This is a genomic window from Salinicola sp. MH3R3-1 (assembly GCF_001937155.1).
GTDB classification, from domain to species: domain Bacteria; phylum Pseudomonadota; class Gammaproteobacteria; order Pseudomonadales; family Halomonadaceae; genus Salinicola; species Salinicola halophyticus.
In genome coordinates this window covers 86210-105967 of the sequence record NZ_MSDP01000008.1, presented here as the reverse complement: position 1 = coordinate 105967, position 19758 = coordinate 86210, and the positions used below count along the sequence as shown (strand labels likewise).

Below are 19758 nucleotides of genomic sequence, written 5' to 3'. Positions count from 1 at the left end.
AAACTCCTGGCTGTCGTGAGGCAAAGCTTTCTTTCCGATCGATGCTTCGAACGTCATCGCGGCACGGGCTTGTCATCGCCCGAACTCATCGCCGTCCGAACTCTTTACACACGCCGGGTTCGCCGCACCCCGCTCGCAAGGATTCTGCCCGATCATGACCCGCTCGCAGACGACATCGACGCCTCCCGCGATTCACTTTCGTCGCAGTGACGACCCCGATTGGCACTGGCTGGAGTCGCGCGACGATCCTCAGGTCAAGGCTTTCCTCCGGGCTGCCAACCGTGAAAGCGATGTCTTTTTCGCGCCTCTGAAGGCCCTTGAAGAGGCGCTCTATGAAGGCCATCTGGCACGGCGCGAGCTTCAGGTCACCGGCTTGCCGACGGCGCTGGAACGCTTTCGCTACTGGAGCGAGATCGCCAGCGATGCCGATTATCCGCTGTGGTGGCGCCAGACGCTGGACAGCACCACCGCTCCCGAGCTGCTGCTCGATCTCGAGGCCCGCTCACAGGCCCACGATTTTCTCGAGCTCGGCGACATGGCGATCTCCTCGGACGAGGAGTGGCTGGCCTGGACCGAAGACGCCAGCGGCAACGAATATTTCGATCTCTACCTGAAGCGCTTGCCGGACGGCGAACCGCAACGACTGCGCCGACGCATCGGGCCGGACCTGGTATGGGCGGAAGACAATCGCACCCTGTTCTTCACGCGTTACGACGCCACCCAGCGTCCGGCCAGCGTGTGGCTGTTGCGCCCCGAGGACGATCACAGCGTGAAGATCTTTGAGGAGACCGACGTCGAATTCTGGGTCGGGCTGGGCAAGACCCGCTCGCGTCAGTGGCTGATGCTGGAGACCGCCTCGAAGGACACCGCCGAATGTCATCTGATCCCGGCCCATGCCCCGCTGACGCCGCCGGCATGCGTACGGCCGCGAGAGACCGGGGTCGAATATGCCCTCGAGCATCGTGCCGATACCTTCTATGTGCTGCACAACCGCGACGGCTCCCATTTCCGGCTGGACAGCGCGCCGGTCGCGCGTCCGGATGCCTGGACGCCGCTGATCCCGCACCGCGATGACGTCACGCTCGAAGGGGTCGACGCCTTCGGCTGGGGCCTGGTCGTCACCGAGCGCGACCATCACGAGGCACAGGTCTATCTGCGCGTGATCGAGCTCGCGCACGATGCCGAGCCCTCCAGTGAAGAGCCTGCCAGTGTCGCGCTGACGGCGAACGAAACGCCCGGTACGCGACTCCCTTTATTCGATGCGCCCTGCAGCCTGGCGCTCGGCGACACCCCGGATTTCCATACCCGCAAGCTGCTTCTGCGCGAGGAGTCCTTCACTCTGCCGGGGCGCTGGATCGAGCACGATCTCGACAGCGGCGAACAGCGCCTGCTCAAGGCTCAGCCTCTGCATGGCGACCTACGGCCAGAGGATCTGGCCTGTCGCCGGCTCTGGGCAGAGGGCCACGACGGCGAACGCATACCCGTTTCGGTGGTTGCAAGAGCCGACAGGCTCGGCCAGTCACCGATGCCGACGCTACTCTACGGCTATGGCGCCTATGGCGAAGTGCTGGATCCCTGGTTCTCGATTGCGCGTCTAGAATTGCTCTCACGCGGCGTCGCGTTCGCCGTCGCCCATGTCCGCGGTGGCGGTGATCGTGGCGAACCGTGGTATCTGGCGGGCAAACTCGAGCATAAGGAAAACAGCTTCAAGGACTTTCTGGCGGCACGCCATGCGCTGGTAGGAGAAGGGCTTTCCGACCCTGGTCGAATCGCGGCCTACGGCGCCAGTGCCGGCGGTCTGCTGGTCGGGGCGAGTCTCAATATCGAGCCGGAGGCATTCTGCGCGGCCGTACTCGACGTGCCGTTCGTCGATGTACTGCGCACCATGGAAAACCCCGATCTACCGCTGACCACCGCTGAGTACACCGAATGGGGCAACCCGGACGAGCCCGCCGCGCGGCGACGCATTCGCGACTATTCACCGCTCGACAATCTCACCGCCCAGCCCTACCCCAGCGTACTGCTGCAGGGGAGCTGGCACGATTCGCGCGTTCCGTACTGGGAGCCCGCCAAGCTCTACGCGCGCATGACCGAGCTTGGCAGCGCCAGGGGGCCGATCGTTCTACGAACCGACATGGCGGCCGGACACGGCGGCGCCTCGGGTCGATTCAAGGCGTGGCGGGATAACGCGCGTCAGGATGCTTTCGTGCTGTGGGCCCTGGGATTAGGGATTAGGGATTAGGGATTAGGGCAGAGACTGGATGCGGCATCGCCTGGCTCGCCCGAAAAGCCGGCCGCGATCGCCTAGCGGAACGATCGCTAACCCCATCATGGCCCGCGTGGCCGAGCGCAGGCGGTTTTCAGACAAAACCTAGGGCCGTTCGTCGAGCGGAATGATGTCGATAATATGCGCCTCGTAGTCGGCCTCATCGACCTCGGCCTCGCTGACGCCAAAGTGGCGCACGCTCATCTGACGTTCGTGCATGCGGCGATCATTGCCGCTGCGCAACGGATGCCAGCTCGCCAGCTTGCGTCCCTCGGCAAGACGTCGATAAGCGCAGCTGTGCGGTAGCCAGTGGAATTCATCGATATTATCGAGACTGAGCTGAGTGCACTCCGGCACCTTTTCAAATCGGTTGTCGTAGTCGCTGCAGCGACAGCTACCGATGTCCAGCAGTCGGCAAGCCACATTGAGCGTGGCGACATCGCCGGTATCCGCGTCTTCCATCTTGACCAGGCAGCACTTGCCGCAACCGTCGCAAAGCGCCTCCCATTCGGGTTGCGTCAGTTCCTCGAGAGAAAAGCGCTCCCAGAATCGTTCGCGCATATCGATTTCCTCACAGGGCTTGTGAACAGGGCTTGTGAACAGGGCTTGTGAACAGGGCTTGGAAACAGGGCTTGGGAACGGACCTTTGGCACCAGGCGTTGCAGTGAATCTGGGCCAGATCCCTCAGGATCACCCATCTCGCGGAGTGAACAGGTCCAGCATTACCGGATCCTTGGCCGGCGGCATCTGCAGATAGAAGCCCCGCTCGCGGATCGCCGCCAGCACGTGGACCACATCGACGCGAGCCAGCGGACGCTCGGGCCGCAGCAACATCGTCATTACGGCAATCGGCGGACCAAACTGCTCGCGCAACGCCGGTGGCACCGGCGTCATGCCCTGGGCCTTGTCGAGATAGAGATACATCTCGTCGCGTCTCGGGCTCTTGACCACCTCGCAGATCAATCGATCCGCGACGCTTGGGTCGACATTGGAGTCGTTGACGCCCGGGTGCGAGTCGCTCACGCCGTGGCCTGCTCGGCGAGCGCCTGCTGCCATGGCGCCGAAAGCTGCTCTCCGCGCCAGCCACTCGGCAACGGCAACGGTGCCTGGCTGATATGAGCGCCGACCAGCGCTTCCATTTCCGCCCGATTGGCGAGACGCTCCGGCGCTACACCCAGCGCCTCGGCGCGCGCCTGAACCACCTGTTTCAATGCCTTCAGTCGGCGCTTGAACGCAGAGGTGGTCGGCACCGGCAGCGGTTCGCCAAGATCGGATTCGTCACGATGATGAGCCGTCTTCACCAGCGCCAGCAGAGCGTCGCCCTCGCGCTTGATCAGACCAGGTGTCATGCCGTCGATGGCCGCCAGCTCATAACGATTCTGGGGCATCGCTTCGGCGATCGCGAACAGCAGATTGTCTTTGACCAGCCACCCGCGCGGCACGTCGCGACGCCGCACCTCAGCCTCGCGCCAGAGCGTGAGTTCGCGGTACGCTTCGACCTGGCGCGGCGTCAGGCGCCATAGCTGACGATGCCGGGTGTACCACTGCTCGTGAGCAGCCTCATCGCGACCCAGACTCAGCGCCGCGCACTCCTCTGCGAGCCAATCTTCGCGCCCCAGCTGAATCAGCGCCTGACGCTGCTGTTCCCAGATCGCCGGGAGAAACACCACATCGAGCGCGGCGTAATCGAGCTGGGCCGGCGTCAACGGCCTGTCGAGCCAGTTGGAACGCGTCTCTTCCTTGGGCAGATCGACATTGCAGCGCTGCGCTACCAGCCGTCGATAGCCCATTGCCGCATCGGTGCCCAGAAAAGATTCGGCAACCTGCGTATCCACCAGTGGCGCCAGCGTGACGCCCGCCCACAGCGACAGCACGTCGAGATCCTCGCTACACGCGTGAATCAGCTTCAGCGGCCCTCCGCTCAGCAGCTGCTGGAACGCCTCGCTGACCGCCACCGCCTGCGGATCGATCAGGTAGACCACGTCTCCCGCCGTCAGCTGAAGCAGCGCCGGCACTGGAAAGAAACTGGATTCACGGAAGAACTCGGTATCCAGCGCCACGACATCCGCCGTGATCAGTGCATCGTGAGCAGCCTGCAACCCTTCCGGGGTATCGACCCAATGTAGCGAATACTCAAAACTCATTCAGGTTCCTTGCGGCCACGCGCGCGACCCGTGGCAGGCCACGAGGTGGCCGGTCTCGGCAAAAGCGCGGGCATCGCGGCAATGTCTCATTCGTGGGAAAACGGCTGCCGACCCTGGAACGCTCGGCTCAAGGTGCCACCGTCGACGTACTCGAGCTCGCCACCCATGGGCACACCATAGGCCAGACGTGAAACGGTCGCTTCGCGACCCACCAGATGCTCGGAGATGTAGTGCGCGGTCGCTTCGCCCTCGATGGTCGGGTTGGTCGCCAAGATGATCTCGCTGACGGTTTCGTGGGAGAGGCGCAGCTCCAGCTGGTCCAGGCCGATATCGTCGGGCCCGATGCCGTCGAGCGGCGAAAGATGACCGTGCAGCACGAAATACTGGCCGCGATACCCTCCGGCCTGCTCGATCGCCAGCATGTCGGCCGGCGACTCGACGACGCAGAGCAGCGCCGAATCGCGACGCGGATCCTGGCAGACGCCACACAGCGTCTCTTCGGTCAACGTGCGACATCGTTCGCAATAGCCGACCCGTTCGATCGCCTGGGTCAGCGCCTCGGAAAGCCGCCGCCCACCGTCGCGATCGCGCTCCAGCAGATGCAGTGCCATGCGCTGAGCGGTCTTCGGTCCGACACCGGGCAGAACTCGCAGACTCTCCAGCAATTGCTCGACCAGCGGAGAAAAGCTCATCAGAACGGCAGCTTCATCCCGGCGGGCAGGTCGAGCCCGGACGAGACCTCTTCCATCCGTGCCTTGGACTGGGTCTCGACCTTGCGTGAGGCGTCGTTGACCGCCGCCGCCAGCAGATCCTCGAGCAGCTCCTTGTCTTCCTGCATCAGCGACGGATCGATCTCGACCCGGCTGACATCATGACGGCCGTTCATGGTGACCTTGATCATGCCGGCCCCGGCCTCACCCGACACTTCCATCTGGGCGATCTCTTCCTGAACCTGCTGCATCTTTTCCTGCATTTCCTGAGCCTGCTTCATCAGGTTGCCCATGCCACCCTTGAACATGACGAACTCCTTCGAGATTGAATCCATGGCTTGCGAGCGTCACACACGCGCGGTGGTGACGCTCTCTTCGATCAAACGGGCGCCGAAACGCGCCTCCAGTTCCTGAATATGCGGGTCACCCCGGAGCGCTTCAACGGCACGGAGATGGCGTTCGCGTGACTCGCGGTCGCGCTTGGCCTTGGCGGTCTCGCGAGCGCCATCCAGCTCGGCGACATCGATCTCGAGGCGGCGGACATAGCCGAGCCCCGCCAGGGCCTTGCGGATACGTTCGACATGAAGCTCCGACAGCATCGCCGACTGCCCCGGATCCAGCGTGATCTTGAGCAGGCTGCCATCGTCGCTGTCGACGACGCAGTGCGCAGCAAGATTGCGGGTCAGGCCGCCGATGTCGAGCTGATCGAACTGCGCCAGCCACCGCGCGTGATCGAGCGGCTCCGTCGCGGCGGCCGCAGCCGTCTGGGCGATCGGTTCGCGCTCGTCGACCGCCGATGCGAGTTGCGGCGTCGCTTCGACCTCACCATTCGACGTTGGCGGAGACGGCGCCAATTCGGTCTGTGGCGCAGGCGCAGTGTGCGACAGCGAATCCGCCCGCTCTGCCCAGGCGTAAGCATCGCTATCGACACTGGCGCCGTTATCGAAACTATCGCCGTCGTCGAAATTGGCGTTGCTGTCGAATTCGGTTTCGGTAGCGAAATCGCTCTCGGTCTTGATATTGCCGGCACCATCATCGTCGTGGTCGTCATCGACGCGATCCGCGGCATCGACGGAGTCACCGGATGGCGCGTCTGCCGACGTGGATTCCGGCCCCCGAGCCGCCGGGGAGACCGGCGTTTCCGGCGCTAACACCCCTTCTCGCCGCGCCTCGACGGGCTCGGCATCGGTCGCCCAGGGCGGCCGGTCATCCATCGCCGGCGGGCTGTCATTCGTCACCGACTGGGCCGGGGCGACACTCTGCTCGACCTGATCCTCCGCTTGAGCGGGTTCTTCACCCTGACCGGTCGCTGTCTCGATCTCCTCTCGTTGACCAGGCCGTGACTGGCCCGTTTCTGACGGACCGCCTTCTGAGCTAGCAATTTCTGACTTAGCACCTTCTGACTGATCTACCGCTGACGGTGCAACCTCAGGCCGATTCATCTCCTGATGGCCGGGCGCCGGCTGGCTCGCGGTTTGGCGCGCCACTTCGGGCTGCCCGCCGGCGTGCTGGCTGCCCCGCAGCGGCAGATCGGTCTGCGGCGGTGTCGGCACGCCCTGAGGCCGGAACGCCAGCATGCGCAGCAGCGTCATTTCCAGCGCCGAGCGGGTATCCGGGGCGTTGTCGATGTCTCCTCGCCCCTGCAGCGCGATCTGGTAATAGAGCTGAACGTCTTCCGCCGTGAAGCGTCCGGCCAGTGCCAGCAGTTCGTCGCGATCGCCGTGGCCATTGTCCAGGGCGCCGGGAACCATCTGCGCGATGGCCAGACGATGCATCAGCCCGGACAGTTCATCGAGCACACCGGCAAAATCGGGCCCCTGTTCTGCCAGCGCCGCGACCTCGGCCAGCAGCTGTTCGGCGTCGACATCCGCCAGCGCCTGGGCCAGCGCGATGAGATGCGCGTGGTCCAGCGTGCCGAGCATGGCGGCCACGTCTTCGCGCCGCACCTCGCCGTCACCAAAGGCGATGGCCTGATCGGTCAGGCTCATGGCATCGCGCATCGAGCCGTCGGCCGCCTTGCCGAGCAGCCACAACGCCTGGGGATCGAAAGCGACCTGCTCGGCTTCGAGAACACGGGTCAGATGCTCGACGACCCGTTCCGGCGGCATGTTCTTGAGCGTGAACTGCAGGCAGCGCGAAAGCACCGTCACCGGCAGCTTCTGCGGATCGGTGGTCGCCAGCAGAAATTTGACGTGGGGCGGCGGCTCTTCCAGCGTCTTGAGCAGCGCGTTGAAACTGTGCGTCGACAGCATGTGCACCTCATCGATGAGGTACACCTTGTAACGCCCCTGGGTCGGAGCGTACTGCACGTTGTCCAGCAGTTCGCGGGTATCTTCCACCTTGGTGCGCGAGGCGGCGTCGACCTCGATCAGATCGACGAAACGGCCGCTGTCGATATCGCGGCAGGTCTGGCACTGGCCACACGGCCTCGACGTTACGCCTTGCTCGCAGTTGAGACACTTGGCCAGAATTCGCGCCAGCGTCGTCTTGCCGACGCCGCGGGTACCGGTGAACAGATAGGCGTGATGCAATCGCCCCTGATCGAGCGCATTGACCAGCGCACGGCTGACATGCTCCTGACCGACCAGTTCGTGGAAGGTACGCGGGCGCCATTTACGGGCCAGAACCTGATAACTCATGCGGCGCGATACTCCTCGCTGATAGGCTCGCGGCTAGGCGTGATCGAAAGGAGTCGGCGCGGGCACGATCAAGGCTCATATCGAAACCACGGTCGAAACGTGCGTGCCCAGCGTCGATGATCCGGAAGATCCGACGGTGATCGGGCCATTCTAGCAGGGTCGGGAGAAAACTGACGAGGCGGGAGGCAGCGACTTGGTCGCCTGAATCAATCCATAGCGGGCCAAATTGCACAGAGGCTCAAAATGGAGGCGGCCCCGACCAGCCACATCCCGGCACACGCGACCACCACTACCGTTGCTCCCTTCCGGGCCTGGCGGGGTTTGCGGTTTTGCGTTGCGGGAGGACCGGTAAGGGCCACCATAGCTCGATTCATCTATGACCGATCTAGCAATGACATGGATGAGATCGAAAGCCGACAAAGCCTGTCTCTTCAAGACGTTGCCGAGCGGGGCGTACTATACCAGCGCGATTGCCGGCCGGCAACCGGTGACCGGGATAGCGCTAGTCGATTCGCGCGGATTTTGCCGACTCGATCCACACCTAGGCCGATCCCAGGCCGATCCCGGGCTGACGATGCCCGGCCTGACGATGCCCAGCTCATCGGATCGATGGCTTCACCCGCGGCAAAGGAGTGCTATGGTGAATGACGCCCAACATCCCTATTTCACCGGGAGCTTCAGCATGGAATATCGTCGTCTCGGCCGCACCGGCCTCAAGGTTTCTCCTTTATGTCTCGGCACCATGACCTACGGCACGCCCCAGTGGCGCGACTGGGTTCTGGACGACAGTCAGAGCCGCCCTTTCATCCAGCAGGCACTGGATGCCGGGATCAATTTCTTCGACACCGCCGACATGTATTCTGACGGCGAGTCGGAACGCGTCGTCGGCAAGGCACTGAAGGATTTCGCGCGGCGGGAAGAGGTCGTGCTGGCGACCAAGGTCTACAACCCGACCGGCAATAAATCTCCCAACGAGCGCGGGCTGTCGCGCAAGCACATCCACCACGCCATCGATGCCTCGCTCGAACGCCTGGGCATGGATTACGTCGATCTCTACCAGACCCATCGCTGGGATTACGACACGCCCATCGAAGAAACCATGGAAGCGCTCCATGAGGTCGTCAAGGCGGGCAAGGCACGCTACATCGGCGCATCCAGCATGCACGCCTGGCAGTTCGCCAAGGCTCAGCACGTTGCCGAGCGCAATGGCTGGACGAAGTTCGCGACGATGCAGCCGATGGTCAACCTGATCTACCGCGAGGAAGAGCGCGAGATGATTCCGCAGTGCCTCGACCAGGGCGTGGGTGTCATTCCCTGGAGCCCGCTGGCTCGCGGCATTCTCGCCGGCAGCAAGCCGGTAGGCAGCGAAGGCAGCACTACCCGCGCCAAGAGCGATGAGCAGATGCGCAATTGGAAGCTAGGCCTCGATCGCGACACCCCGGTGATCGAGGCGCTGCAGAAGGTCGCCGAGTCCCGCAACGTTTCGCCCGCGCAGATCGCGCTGGCCTGGGTGCTGCAAAAGCCCGGCATTACCGCACCGATCGTCGGCGCCAGCAAATCGCATCATCTGGATCAGGCGCTGGCCGCACTGGAGATCACGCTGACGGCGGACGAGGTCCGGCAGCTCGAGGCGCCCTACGTGCCGCACGAGGTCGTGGGATTCGAGTAAGTCGTGGGATTCGAGTAGTCGTCGGATCCGAGTAGTCCTGGGAATCGATAGCTGCGGGCTTCGAACAGCCGCGGCTTCGACCAGGCGTTCGCAGGCGCCGGCCCGGCCCGAGTGGCGGATCGCCATGGGCAGTGGCATCATGCCATGAGTTGTCAAAAGATCGTCATGGTCCCCAGAAACAGCGAGGTAGTGCACGCTAATGTTTGAGAAGATCGAGCGGGTTCCCGGAGACGCCATCCTTGGACTGATCGAAGCTTACAATCAGGATTCCAATCCGCAGAAGGTCGATCTCGGGGTCGGCGTCTATCGAGATCCCGATGGTCACACCCCGATCATGCGCGCGGTGAAACAGGCGGAGGCGCGCCTGCTGAAGAGCGAGACGACCAAGAGCTATATCGGCTCTCACGGTGATCCGCGCTACGGCAAGGCGATTCTGCCGCTGGTGCTGGGTGCCGGCTCACCGGTGCTGGCCGCCAACCGCGCCAGTGCCACCCAGTCACCGGGCGGCACTGGCGCGCTGCGTCTGGCGGCGGATTTCATCCGTACCCAGCTGCCGGGCAAGAGTGTGTGGCTCTCCAACCCGACCTGGCCCAATCATATCGGCATCTTCGAAGGCGCCGAGATTCCGATCCAGCGCTACCCCTACGTCGATGCCGATAATCGTCTCGATTTCGACGGCATGCTGGCGGCGCTCAAGCAGATCCCGCAGGGCGATGTCGTTCTGCTCCACGCCTGTTGCCACAACCCGTCCGGCTTCGATCTGAATCAGGATCAATGGCGTCAGGTGCTGGCCGTCGTCCAGGAGCGCGAGCTGCTGCCGCTGGTCGACTTCGCCTATCAGGGTTTCGGTGACGGTCTGGATGTCGACGCTTTCGGCGCCCGCCTGCTGGCCGACAATCTCGACGAGATGCTGATCACCAGCTCCTGCTCTAAGAACTTCGGTCTTTACCGCGAGCGCACCGGCTGCCTGATCGTGATTGCCAAGACCGCCGAGCAGATGGAGAACGTTCGCTCCCAGATGGCGATCGTCGCCCGCGAAAACTACTCCACGCCACCGTCTCACGGCGCTGCCATCGTGGTCGACATCCTCGAGTCAGAGGAACTGACCCAGCTCTGGAAAAGCGAACTGACCGAGATGTGCGATCGCATCAATACGCTGCGTCGCGATCTGGTCGATTCGCTCAAACCCTACGGGCTCGATCAGCGCTTCGCTCACGTGGCCGAGCAGCGCGGCATGTTCTCCTACACCGGCCTCTCCACCGAGCAGGTCAAGCGTCTGCGCGACGAGTTCAGCATCTATATGGTTGGCTCGGGCCGGGCCAACGTTGCCGGCTTCACTAGCGAGAACCTGCCCTACGTGGCCAAGGCGATCGCAGCGGTGGTCGACTGAACCTGATCCGGCGTGGAAATAACGTGGCAGATCGAAAAAATCCCGGCCTAGGCCGGGATTTTTGCGTCATGAAGCCATCGATGTCTCGTACGTTAACGGCATGACGTCGTGAGCGTGATGGCAGGCGAACATCATTCGGTCAGCGTATCGGTGCCCATCGCCTGCTCGAACCGCTCTCGCGTGACACCGCCCGCTGTGGAATCACCGAGCTGCTGAAACATCGTCTGCTGATTGGCGCTGACGGCTTCTTCCTCGTCGATCACGCCATCACCGTCGACATCGAGCTGGTCGAAGCTCAGCGCATTGGGTCGCTGATCGACCGGCGTCTGGGCGCCGCCATCGGTGAAGCCGGCATTCTCTCGCCCCACGCCCCCGGACTTCTCGATCGAGTCGTGATCGACCTGCGACGCATTGGCCGGTGCTTGAGGCTCGTCGCTATCCTGCTGAACGGCGATGCTGGAATCATTGGCACCGCCTCCACTTTCCTGTTCCTGCTCCTGATTCTGGCTCTGGGCCTGAGCCCAGACCGGCAATGTCAGGCCGCCGGCCAGCAAACCCACCCACAGGCAAGACGCCAGTCGCCTACCCATCGTTCGCGTACGCATCGCTATTCCTCTTGAGACGGTAACGCTCCTGAGACCCACGGAAGTGGCAAAAATTCAGGCGTCACTCATCCCATTTCGGTGCGAACGAAGGATTGGCCTGGCGGTCGCCCCGATCGAGACGGTCGATCTGCTCGATCTCGTCGTCGCTGAGACGAATGTCGATCGCCTCGAGGTTCGACTTCTGATTGGCCGGTTTGGTCGAGGACGGAATCACGATGATATCCCGCGCCGCGAGCCAGGCCAGGGCGATTTGCGCCGGAGAGGCGTCATGGGCCTCGGCGATGCGCTTGAGTACGGGATCGTCCATCACCTTGCCCACCGCCAGCGGCATGTAGGCGGTCACATCCAGGCCTTTCGCCTGACAGTGTTCGACCAGCTTTCGATTGGCCAGAAACGGATGCACCTCGATCTGGTTGGTAACGATGTTCTCGCCGCCCGGCAGGCCGAGGGCTTCATCGATCTGAGCAACGGTGAAGTTGGAAACACCGATATATCGGGTGAGGCCGCGGGCTCGGACAGCATCGAGCGCGGCGATGGTATCGGCCATCGGCACCTCGTCATCGGGTGACGGCCAGTGAATCAGGACCAGATCGAGCTGCTCGAGGCCGAAGTTCTCCAGGCTTTGTTCGACGGCGGCAGTCAACGCCTTCGGCTCGAGCTTGTCCCACCAGATCTTGGTCGTGATGAACAGCTCGTCCCGAGCAATGCCGCTTTGCCGAATCGCCTTGCCCACGGCGACTTCGTTTTCGTACATCTGAGCGCTGTCGAGGTGGCGATAGCCGAGCTCGAGCGCCGAGGTCACCGAATCGATCACCGCCTGTTCCTTGAGGCGATAGGTTCCCAGGCCGGGTTGCGGCAGAATATGACGTGCCATGAACATTCTCCTTGGATTCGAGATCGATGGGGCCGAACGACGACTGAAGAAGTGCAGACGAAAAACGACGTCTTCAAGCCCCACCCGCTCTCCATGCTAGACTGAAGTTCGACTTCCTGCCCGGATCGAGGCATGCCAGAAACTCAGCCGTCATCTACCGATCACCGCCGCTCGGCGCTTCCCGATAAAGATCGCTCCGCTCCGGGTCAATCCGGTACTCGGCAAGCCAACGTCGTACTCGTCGGCAACGGTGATTGCCATCTTCACATTGCCGCCCATGCCCAACGTCTCGCTCGGCAAGGCGCCAACGTGACACTGGTGACGCGGCAGGACTTCGCCTTCCCCGATTGGCTCGGCGGCATGCTCGGCGGCGAGTGGCAGCTCGATGATGTCCGCCTGCCCGCGGCTCGTATCGCCGTCCACGGTGGCACCCATCTTGTGGCGGAAGTGCTGGAAGTCGATCGGCAGCATCGCCGGATCACGCTCGATGATGGTCGTCAGCTCGACTATGACTGGCTATCGGTCGATCTCCCCCCGGTCGTCGACGAACATGCCATTCCCGGCTTCTACACCGCCAAGGGTGTATTCACCGCCTCGGCCGACGACCTGTGGTCGTTACGCCAGCGACTGGAAACGCAACTTGCCGATGCGGCAGCCGATCTGCCCAGCGTTGCGGTCATCGGTGACGGCCCGGCCGGTGTCGAACTCGCGGCCAACCTGCTGGCGCTGGGCGAGCGCTACGGCCGCCGGCTGCCGGTCACGCTGATCGACAACGACCGTCGCCCTATCCCCGGCGCCTGCCGACGCGCCAACCGCTGGTTGATGCAAAGACTCCTTCGTCGAGGGCTGCGTCTGGAGCTGGTAGCAACGGCGACCCGCTATGATCGCAATCAGTTGATTCTGGACGACGGCAGCGCGGTCGATGCCGACCTGCTGCTGGTGACCGATCATCTACGACCGTCGCCGGCGCTGGCATTGTTCAACCTGACCCGCGACGAGAGCGGCGGGTTTGCCGTCGATACGAGGCTGCGCAGCCAACAGGACCCATGCCTGTTTCTGGCGAGAGAGAATCCCGCCGGACTCGCCGAGATGCCGACGGCGCGAGAGCGTGCCGCCCTGCTGCTGGAATCACTGAGTCAGGCGATCAGCGGGGAAGCCCGCACGCTTCACTATGATCAGTTCGAACGCTGGAAGGCGCTTAATCTGGGTGACCTGCGCGATATCGCCTGGCGCGGTTCGCTGTGGTGTCGCGGTCGCTGGGTTCGGCGCTGGAAGCATCGCCGCGACCGCCGGGAAGTGACGCGTTATCTGGGTAACGCGTGAAGGCAGCGCTCGAAATGGGGATGGATATTCAGAATAAAGCCATCGAAGAATCGATGGCTAAGCCAGCGCTAATTACCCAACACATTGGTTGTCGCTTTCTTTGACGCTTTTGCAGCCTTCTTCTCTTTCGCTGTCAGTAGAGGTTTCTTCTTGGCGTTTTTCTTGCTGTCCTGTCCTTTACTCATGACCTATTCCTCACAAACCTACAGCCAATGTTGCCAACCCGACTGCTGGGCTACGAACTGATTCATCAGACGGTCAAGCTGACGCGACAACCAGTATGGCCCTATGCACGATCAATAGACAGAGATGGGAATACAGAGAAATAGCCCGCCGGCTGTCGACGTCCAGAAATGACAAAGCCCAGAAACGACAAAGCCCAGACACGACAAAGCCCCAGCGAAAACGCCAGAGCTTCGTCTGCAATCTGAATCCCGCCGTTGCGGCCTTTGCCCAGGTCAGTAACGGCTTGCCGAAGACCACGGGTCGAAGACGCCGGGTCGAACCCGAGCCGACAGCTACAGCAGCTTCAGACCCCGTTCGAGATCGGCCTTGAGATCATCCAGCGTTTCCAGCCCGACCGCGATGCGGATCAAGCCGTCACGGATACCGGCGGAGGCGCGCTGTTCGTCGGTGAGACGGCCATGGGTAGTCGTGCCGGGATGAGTGATCGTCGTCTTGACGTCGCCCAGATTGCCGGTAATCGACATCACGCGCGTATTGTCGATGACCTTCCATGCGGCCTCCTGGCCGCCCTTCACCTCGATGCCCATGACGGCGCCGAATCCCTTCTGCTGACGCTTGGCCAATGCGTGCTGGGGATGGCTCTCGAGGCCGCTGTAATAGACACGCTCGATGGCAGGTTGGGATTCGAGCCATTGGGCAAATGCCAGCGCATTGCGACTATGGGCATCCATGCGCAGGCTGAGCGTTTCCAGGCCCTTGAGAAATATCCAGGCGTTGAACGGACTCATGCACGGACCACAGGTGCGCACCACGCCGTAAAGCTGCTCGAGCTCGGCGTTGCGACCCACCACGGCGCCGCCGATCGCCCGCCCCTGACCATCGAGATACTTGGTGGCGGAGTGAATGACCAGATCGGCACCCAGATCCAGCGGCCGCTGCAAAACGGGGGTCAGGAAGCAGTTGTCGATCGCAAGCCAAGCGCCGTGTCGGTGCGCCAGCTCGGCCAGCGCCGCGACGTCGACCAGCTCGTTGAGCGGATTGGAAGGCGTCTCGGCGAACAGCAGCCGGGTATTGGGCGTGATCGCCGCTTCCCATTGCGCCAGATCGTTCAACTCGACATAGCGCGGCACGACGCCGAACTTGGCCAGATACTTGTCGAACAGGGCAATGGTCGAACCGAACACCGAACGCGAGACGATCACCTCGTCGCCGGCTTTCAGCAACGCCAACACGGTTGAGAGAATCGCCGCCATCCCCGAGCTGGTGGCAACGCAACGTTCGCCGCCCTCGAGGGCAGCCAGACGCTGTTCGAAGTTGCGCACTGTCGGGTTGGTGAAGCGGGAGTAGACGTTGCCGGGCTCCTCGCCCTTGAACTTGCGCGCCGCTTCCGCCGCGCTGCCGTAGACGAAGCTGGATGTCGGGAAGATCGGCTCGCCGTGCTCCTGCTCGTGAGTACGCTCATGCCCCGCGCGAATGGCCAGCGTCTCCAGGCCTAATGTTTCCGAGCCCGGCGTTTCCAACCCCGGCGTGAGATCGTCGTCAAAACTCATCCAGCAGCTCCCGAAAAGACAGGACCCGGTCAAGGTATCACCGGGCCGAAAGGTTCAATCGTCTGGGCTATCAGTCGTCTTCGCTATCATTATGCAGATCGACGACGGCGTTGAGGCTCTCGCGACCGGATTTGGCGGCGTCGTTTCGTGCCGCTTCCAGCGCCGCCAGATAGGCATCGTCGACATCGCCGGTGACGTAGTTGCCGTCGAACACCGAACAGTCGAAATCGTCGAGCGCCGGATTGACCTCGCGGCAGGCCGCCTTGAGATCCTCCAGATCCTGGTAGATCAGCCGATCAGCGCCGATCAGCTCACCGACTTCGGCATCGGTACGCCCGTGAGCGACCAGTTCGGTGGCCACCGGCATGTCGATACCATAGACGTTGGGATAGCGCACCGCCGGTGCCGCCGAGGCGAAATAGACCTTGTTGGCGCCGGCGTCCCGCGCCATCTGGATGATCTGCTTGCAGGTCGTCCCGCGCACGATCGAGTCGTCCACCAGCATCACGTTCTTGCCGGCGAATTCGCTGGCAATGGCGTTGAGCTTCTGGCGGACCGACTTCTTGCGCTGGGTCTGGCCCGGCATGATGAACGTCCGGCCGATATAGCGGTTCTTCATGAAGCCTTCGCGGAAGGTCACTCCGATGTGCTGGGCCAGTTCCAGCGCCGTGGTCCGCGAGGTATCGGGAATCGGGATCACCACGTCGATGTCGTGATCCGGCCATTCGCGCTGGATGCGATCGCCCAGCTTGCGGCCCATCTGCATCCGGGTGCCGTAAACATAGGCACCGTCGAGCATGGAATCGGGCCGCGCCAGATAGACGTGCTCGAAGATACACGGCGTCAGACGCGACTTCTCGGCACACAGCTGGGTATGGATATTGTTATCCATGTCGACGAAGATCGCCTCGCCCGGCGCCAGATCCCGCACCAGTTCGAAGCCGGCCACGTCGAGCGCCACCGATTCGGAGGCGATCATCACGTCCTGGCCCTCCGCGGTCTCACGGGTGCCGTAGACCACCGGGCGGATACCGTGCGGATCACGAAACGCCACCAGGCCAAAGCCGTTGATGATCGACACGGCAGCGTAGCCGCCACTGCAACGACGGTGGACGCGCCGAACGGCATCGAAGATGTCTTCCGGCGTCAATGTCACGCCCTGCTTGCCCAACTCGTGGGCAAACACGTTGAGCAGCACCTCGGAATCGGAGCTGGTGTTGATATGACGCAGGTCCGAGGAGAACAGCTCCTGCTTGAGCTGGTCGGAGTTGGTCAGATTGCCGTTGTGGGCCAACGTGATGCCATAGGGGGAATTGACGTAGAACGGCTGGGATTCGGCCTCGCTCGCCGTTCCGGCGGTCGGGTAGCGCACATGGCCGATACCCACATGGCCCTGCAGACGCTTCATGTGACGCGTATGAAACACGTCACGCACCAGCCCGTTGTTCTTGCGCAGCAGAAAGCGACCCTCATCCCAGGTCATCATGCCGGCGGCATCCTGTCCGCGGTGCTGCAAAACCGTCAACGCGTCATAGATCAACTGATTGACCGCTTCATTGGCCATGAGGCCTACGATACCGCACATGCCGCCTTACCTCGCTTGGTCGCGCCCCTTTCAGGGAGCCGGTTTCTCGGCCGGAACAGGAACGTCAATCGTCACTCCTTTCCCGTCCCGACTGTATGAAGAGCTGGATGAAGAGTTGTATGAAGATCTGTGTGAAGGTCTGGGTAAAGCGCTGTCGCTTCCCGGCAGCGTCATCGGCAACTGCCGCATGGCGTCCTCGGCGGCCGTGGCATCGACATCCCAACTCTGCAACTGCACGACCGCCCATTCGCGTAGCGATTCGAACGACGGTCGCAACTGCGCCTGTTGCCACGCTCCCAGCTGCGTCAGCGGTGTCAGCCCGATGACCACCGTGACGATAATCAGAATCGCCGCACCGCGAGCCAGACCGAAGATCGCCCCGGCCACGCGGTTGAAAAAGCCCATGCCGACCCATTCGATCGCCGCATTGAGCAGCCGGATGATGAAACCGCAGATCATCACCACGATGAAGATGACCAGCACGAACCCCAGTACCAGTCGCGCATCGGGATGCGAGATGTAGGGTTCCAGCAGATCGGCGATCGGTTTGGCGAAGACCCGTGCCGCGAGCAGCGCCACGATCCAGGCACCAAGTCCCAACGCCTCCCTCACCAGGCCGCGCATGAAACCTGCCAGCATCGATACCGTCAATACCAGCAGGAAGGCATAGTCGAGCCAGGTCAATGTCATCAGCTACCCGGTTTGCGGATCAGCAGCCCTTGGATGTTGGCCGCCTGCTTGAGCTCGGCGCGAGCTTTCTCGCCCGCGTCCGACGACTCGAAAGGCCCGACGTACACCGTGGTCAGATTATTGTCCCGGGGCTGCGAATAGGCCGTAAAGCCCTGATCCTTGAGCTTCGCCGCCAGTCGTGTGGCGTTGCCGGACTGGCCGAAACTGCCGACCTGTACCACCCAGCCGCCGTCGCTGCTCGCCGAAGTGCGTTCCGGCGTAGACGCCTGCTGCGTCGAAGGCTGCTGCGTCGAGGCCGGTTTGCTCGGTTCCGGTTCGGGCTGCGTCTGCTCGGCCTGCGAGATATCAGCGATCGGGTCGTCCGAACTACCGCTGCCGGTGGCAGCATTCCCCTTGCCGAACGAATCTTCGCTACCGGCATTCAACTGGCTGCGAGTATCCGGCTCGGGCACCGGGTTGCTGCCGACACGGTCATCGCTGGAATTCCTGCTGGCGCTGTCCGGATTACCAGAACCCTGGCTACCCGAACTCTGGCTACCCGAGCCTTGGCTACCACCGTCGGCGACCGAGGTCGGAGGCTGTGGCGACTCGATGATGCGCTGACGCGTTTCTCCGCCACCGACCGGCTGCTCGATGACCATGACGGGCCCGGGCTCCTGCTGACGCGGCTCGGGGTCATCGAACAGCATCGGCAGAAAAATGGCCCCCAATGCGACGAGTATGACCGCGCCGCTGATACGTTCACGCCATCCATATTTCATAGGACCTGGACCTCCTTGATAGCACCTGGAACTCCTTAGACAGGCTTCGACAGCCAGTGATCGACTTCACCGCAATTCGTCATCCCGTGGCGTCTGGAACGCTTCGAGCGCGCCAGCGACAGTCAGAAACGAACCGCATACTAACACTTCTTCATCGGGGGCAAGCCGAGATAGCAACCAGTCGACGGCCGCTGCCGGGGACGAGGCCGGTGACAACGCCTGCGCGCCCACGCAAGCGATGATTTCAGCCAGCTCCTCGCCTGAACGACCCCGCGGTCCCGGCAGTCCCACCGGCAGCCACACATCGATCACGGGTTGCAGTGCTTCGACCAGCGCTTCGGCGTCCTTGTCCTTGAGCACACCGAGCAGGCCGATACGCCGCGCAGGCTGCGGACGCCGCGCGAGGCGCGAGGCCACATATCGAGCTGCGTGAGGATTATGGGCCACGTCAAAGCACCAATCCCCTTGCCACTGCAGCCTGCCAGCCAGCCCAACATCGGACATCGCCATTCGGGACTCGGCAGTCCGCGGCGTCACACCGCAGAGGTCCAGCGTCTGAAGCGCGACGGCGGCATTGTCGAGCGGCAGGCCGGGATCGGGCAAGCTATCGAGGTGATAGCGATCGCCCGAACCCGCTCGGCCCTGCCAGCGCCACGTCCCATCGCCGCCCTCGACATGATCGAAATCCCGGCCGAGCCAGTAATCGTTCACGGCCAGCGCTTCGATCCGCTGCGAGATACTGGCGGGCAATTCACGGCTACCGAGCACCGCCGGCTTCGACTGCCGCAGGATGCCGGCTTTCTCGAAGCCGATCCCGTCGAGATCGGTGCCGAGAAAATCCGCATGATCCTGAGCAATGGTAGTGATGACGGCGACATCGCTGTCGATCACGTTGACCGCATCCAGGCGCCCGCCAAGTCCGACTTCGAGAATGGCGAGATCGGGACGGGCCTCACTGATCGCCACCAGCGCTGCCAGCGTGCCCGCTTCGAAATAGGTCAGACTGATGGGCTCGCCGGCCAGGCGTGCCGTCTCGACACGTTCGAAGCCGTCGATCAGGGTGGCGTCATCGGCCGCCACGCCGTCGAAACAGAGACGCTCGTTGTAGCGCAGCAGATGAGGCGAGGTATAGCTGGCCGTGGTCAGGCCGTGCGCCCGCGCCAGCCGTTCGAGCATGGCCACGGTGGAACCCTTGCCGTTGGTTCCGGCAACGGCCACCACGCGCTGCGCAATCGGCCGGTCGCTCAAACCCAGCCGGGCGGCGACGACCGCCACCCGATCGAGCCCCATATCGATGGCGACGGGATGCTGACGCTCAAGACGCGTCAGCCAGTCGTTGAGGGTGGCGCTCATTAATGAAGAGCCC

At 62.9% G+C, this 19758-nt stretch carries 17 protein-coding genes and 1 other RNA gene; 4 read left to right on the top strand and 14 right to left on the bottom strand.

Annotation, left to right across the window (positions count from 1 at the left end; genetic code table 11):
- Nucleotides 1–154 precede the first annotated feature (154 nt).
- Nucleotides 155–2242, top strand: a complete 2088-nt coding sequence (locus BTW08_RS06545) for a prolyl oligopeptidase family serine peptidase (protein WP_075561722.1) — start codon at nucleotides 155–157, stop codon at nucleotides 2240–2242.
- Nucleotides 2243–2371: 129 nt separating this feature from the next.
- Here BTW08_RS06545 and BTW08_RS06540 read toward each other — a convergent pair whose 3' ends face one another.
- From BTW08_RS06540 to ffs, 7 genes are all read right to left on the bottom strand, one after another.
- Nucleotides 2372–2827 (bottom strand): YcgN family cysteine cluster protein, encoded by a 456-nt coding sequence (locus BTW08_RS06540; protein ID WP_075561721.1) that lies wholly within the window; start codon nucleotides 2825–2827, stop codon nucleotides 2372–2374.
- 129 nt (nucleotides 2828–2956) lie between these two features.
- Nucleotides 2957–3289, bottom strand: coding sequence for a YcgL domain-containing protein (locus BTW08_RS06535; RefSeq protein ID WP_075561720.1), 333 nt, complete (start codon nucleotides 3287–3289; stop codon nucleotides 2957–2959).
- Nucleotides 3286–4410 (bottom strand): HRDC domain-containing protein, encoded by a 1125-nt coding sequence (locus tag BTW08_RS06530; protein ID WP_075561719.1) that lies wholly within the window; start codon nucleotides 4408–4410, stop codon nucleotides 3286–3288. Before BTW08_RS06530 ends, BTW08_RS06535 begins: the two co-directional genes overlap by 4 nt.
- 86 nt (nucleotides 4411–4496) lie before the next feature.
- Nucleotides 4497–5102, bottom strand: coding sequence for a recombination mediator RecR (gene recR, locus BTW08_RS06525; RefSeq protein WP_075561718.1), 606 nt, complete (start codon nucleotides 5100–5102; stop codon nucleotides 4497–4499).
- Nucleotides 5102–5428, bottom strand: coding sequence for a YbaB/EbfC family nucleoid-associated protein (locus tag BTW08_RS06520; RefSeq protein WP_075561717.1), 327 nt, complete (start codon nucleotides 5426–5428; stop codon nucleotides 5102–5104). The genes recR and BTW08_RS06520 overlap by 1 nt, the downstream gene beginning before the upstream one ends.
- A gap of 39 nt (nucleotides 5429–5467) precedes the next feature.
- Nucleotides 5468–7759 carry a DNA polymerase III subunit gamma/tau gene (dnaX, locus tag BTW08_RS06515; RefSeq protein ID WP_075561716.1) on the bottom strand — a complete coding sequence of 764 codons (2292 nt, stop codon included), beginning with the start codon at nucleotides 7757–7759 and terminating at the stop codon, nucleotides 5468–5470.
- Nucleotides 7760–8013: 254 nt separating this feature from the next.
- Nucleotides 8014–8110, bottom strand: an RNA gene (ffs, locus tag BTW08_RS06510) — signal recognition particle sRNA small type.
- Between the two features lie 289 nt (nucleotides 8111–8399).
- Between ffs and BTW08_RS06505 the strand changes: the two genes are divergently transcribed.
- Nucleotides 8400–9428 (top strand): aldo/keto reductase, encoded by a 1029-nt coding sequence (locus BTW08_RS06505; protein WP_246837662.1) that lies wholly within the window; start codon nucleotides 8400–8402, stop codon nucleotides 9426–9428.
- Nucleotides 9429–9627: 199 nt separating this feature from the next.
- A complete protein-coding gene (locus tag BTW08_RS06500; RefSeq protein WP_075561715.1) occupies nucleotides 9628–10818 on the top strand; it encodes an amino acid aminotransferase in 1191 nt (396 codons plus the stop codon).
- A gap of 131 nt (nucleotides 10819–10949) precedes the next feature.
- Here BTW08_RS06500 and BTW08_RS06495 read toward each other — a convergent pair whose 3' ends face one another.
- Both BTW08_RS06495 and dkgB read right to left on the bottom strand, forming a co-directional pair.
- Entirely contained in the window at nucleotides 10950–11423 is a 474-nt protein-coding gene (locus BTW08_RS06495; RefSeq protein WP_075561714.1) for an EF-hand domain-containing protein, read from the bottom strand.
- A gap of 61 nt (nucleotides 11424–11484) precedes the next feature.
- Entirely contained in the window at nucleotides 11485–12303 is an 819-nt protein-coding gene (gene dkgB / locus BTW08_RS06490; RefSeq protein WP_075561713.1) for a 2,5-didehydrogluconate reductase DkgB, read from the bottom strand.
- 126 nt (nucleotides 12304–12429) lie between these two features.
- On the opposite strand from dkgB, the gene BTW08_RS06485 reads away from it, so the two are divergent.
- Nucleotides 12430–13620, top strand: coding sequence for an FAD-dependent oxidoreductase (locus BTW08_RS06485; protein ID WP_075561712.1), 1191 nt, complete (start codon nucleotides 12430–12432; stop codon nucleotides 13618–13620).
- Nucleotides 13621–14138: 518 nt separating this feature from the next.
- On the opposite strand, the gene BTW08_RS06480 is transcribed toward BTW08_RS06485, so the two are convergent.
- The 5 genes from BTW08_RS06480 to BTW08_RS06460 all read right to left on the bottom strand — a co-directional run bounded on the left by BTW08_RS06480 (nucleotide 14139) and on the right by BTW08_RS06460 (nucleotide 19745).
- Nucleotides 14139–15356 carry an O-succinylhomoserine sulfhydrylase gene (locus tag BTW08_RS06480; protein WP_075561711.1) on the bottom strand — a complete coding sequence of 406 codons (1218 nt, stop codon included), beginning with the start codon at nucleotides 15354–15356 and terminating at the stop codon, nucleotides 14139–14141.
- A gap of 70 nt (nucleotides 15357–15426) precedes the next feature.
- Entirely contained in the window at nucleotides 15427–16941 is a 1515-nt protein-coding gene (gene purF, locus BTW08_RS06475) for an amidophosphoribosyltransferase (protein WP_075561710.1), read from the bottom strand.
- A 30-nt stretch (nucleotides 16942–16971) separates the two neighbouring features.
- Entirely contained in the window at nucleotides 16972–17631 is a 660-nt protein-coding gene (locus tag BTW08_RS06470) for a CvpA family protein (RefSeq protein WP_083627723.1), read from the bottom strand.
- A complete protein-coding gene (locus BTW08_RS06465) occupies nucleotides 17631–18392 on the bottom strand; it encodes an SPOR domain-containing protein (RefSeq protein ID WP_075561709.1) in 762 nt (253 codons plus the stop codon). The genes BTW08_RS06470 and BTW08_RS06465 overlap by 1 nt, the downstream gene beginning before the upstream one ends.
- Before the next feature lie 66 nt (nucleotides 18393–18458).
- Nucleotides 18459–19745 carry a folylpolyglutamate synthase/dihydrofolate synthase family protein gene (locus BTW08_RS06460; RefSeq protein WP_075561708.1) on the bottom strand — a complete coding sequence of 429 codons (1287 nt, stop codon included), beginning with the start codon at nucleotides 19743–19745 and terminating at the stop codon, nucleotides 18459–18461.
- Nucleotides 19746–19758: the final 13 nt, after the last annotated feature.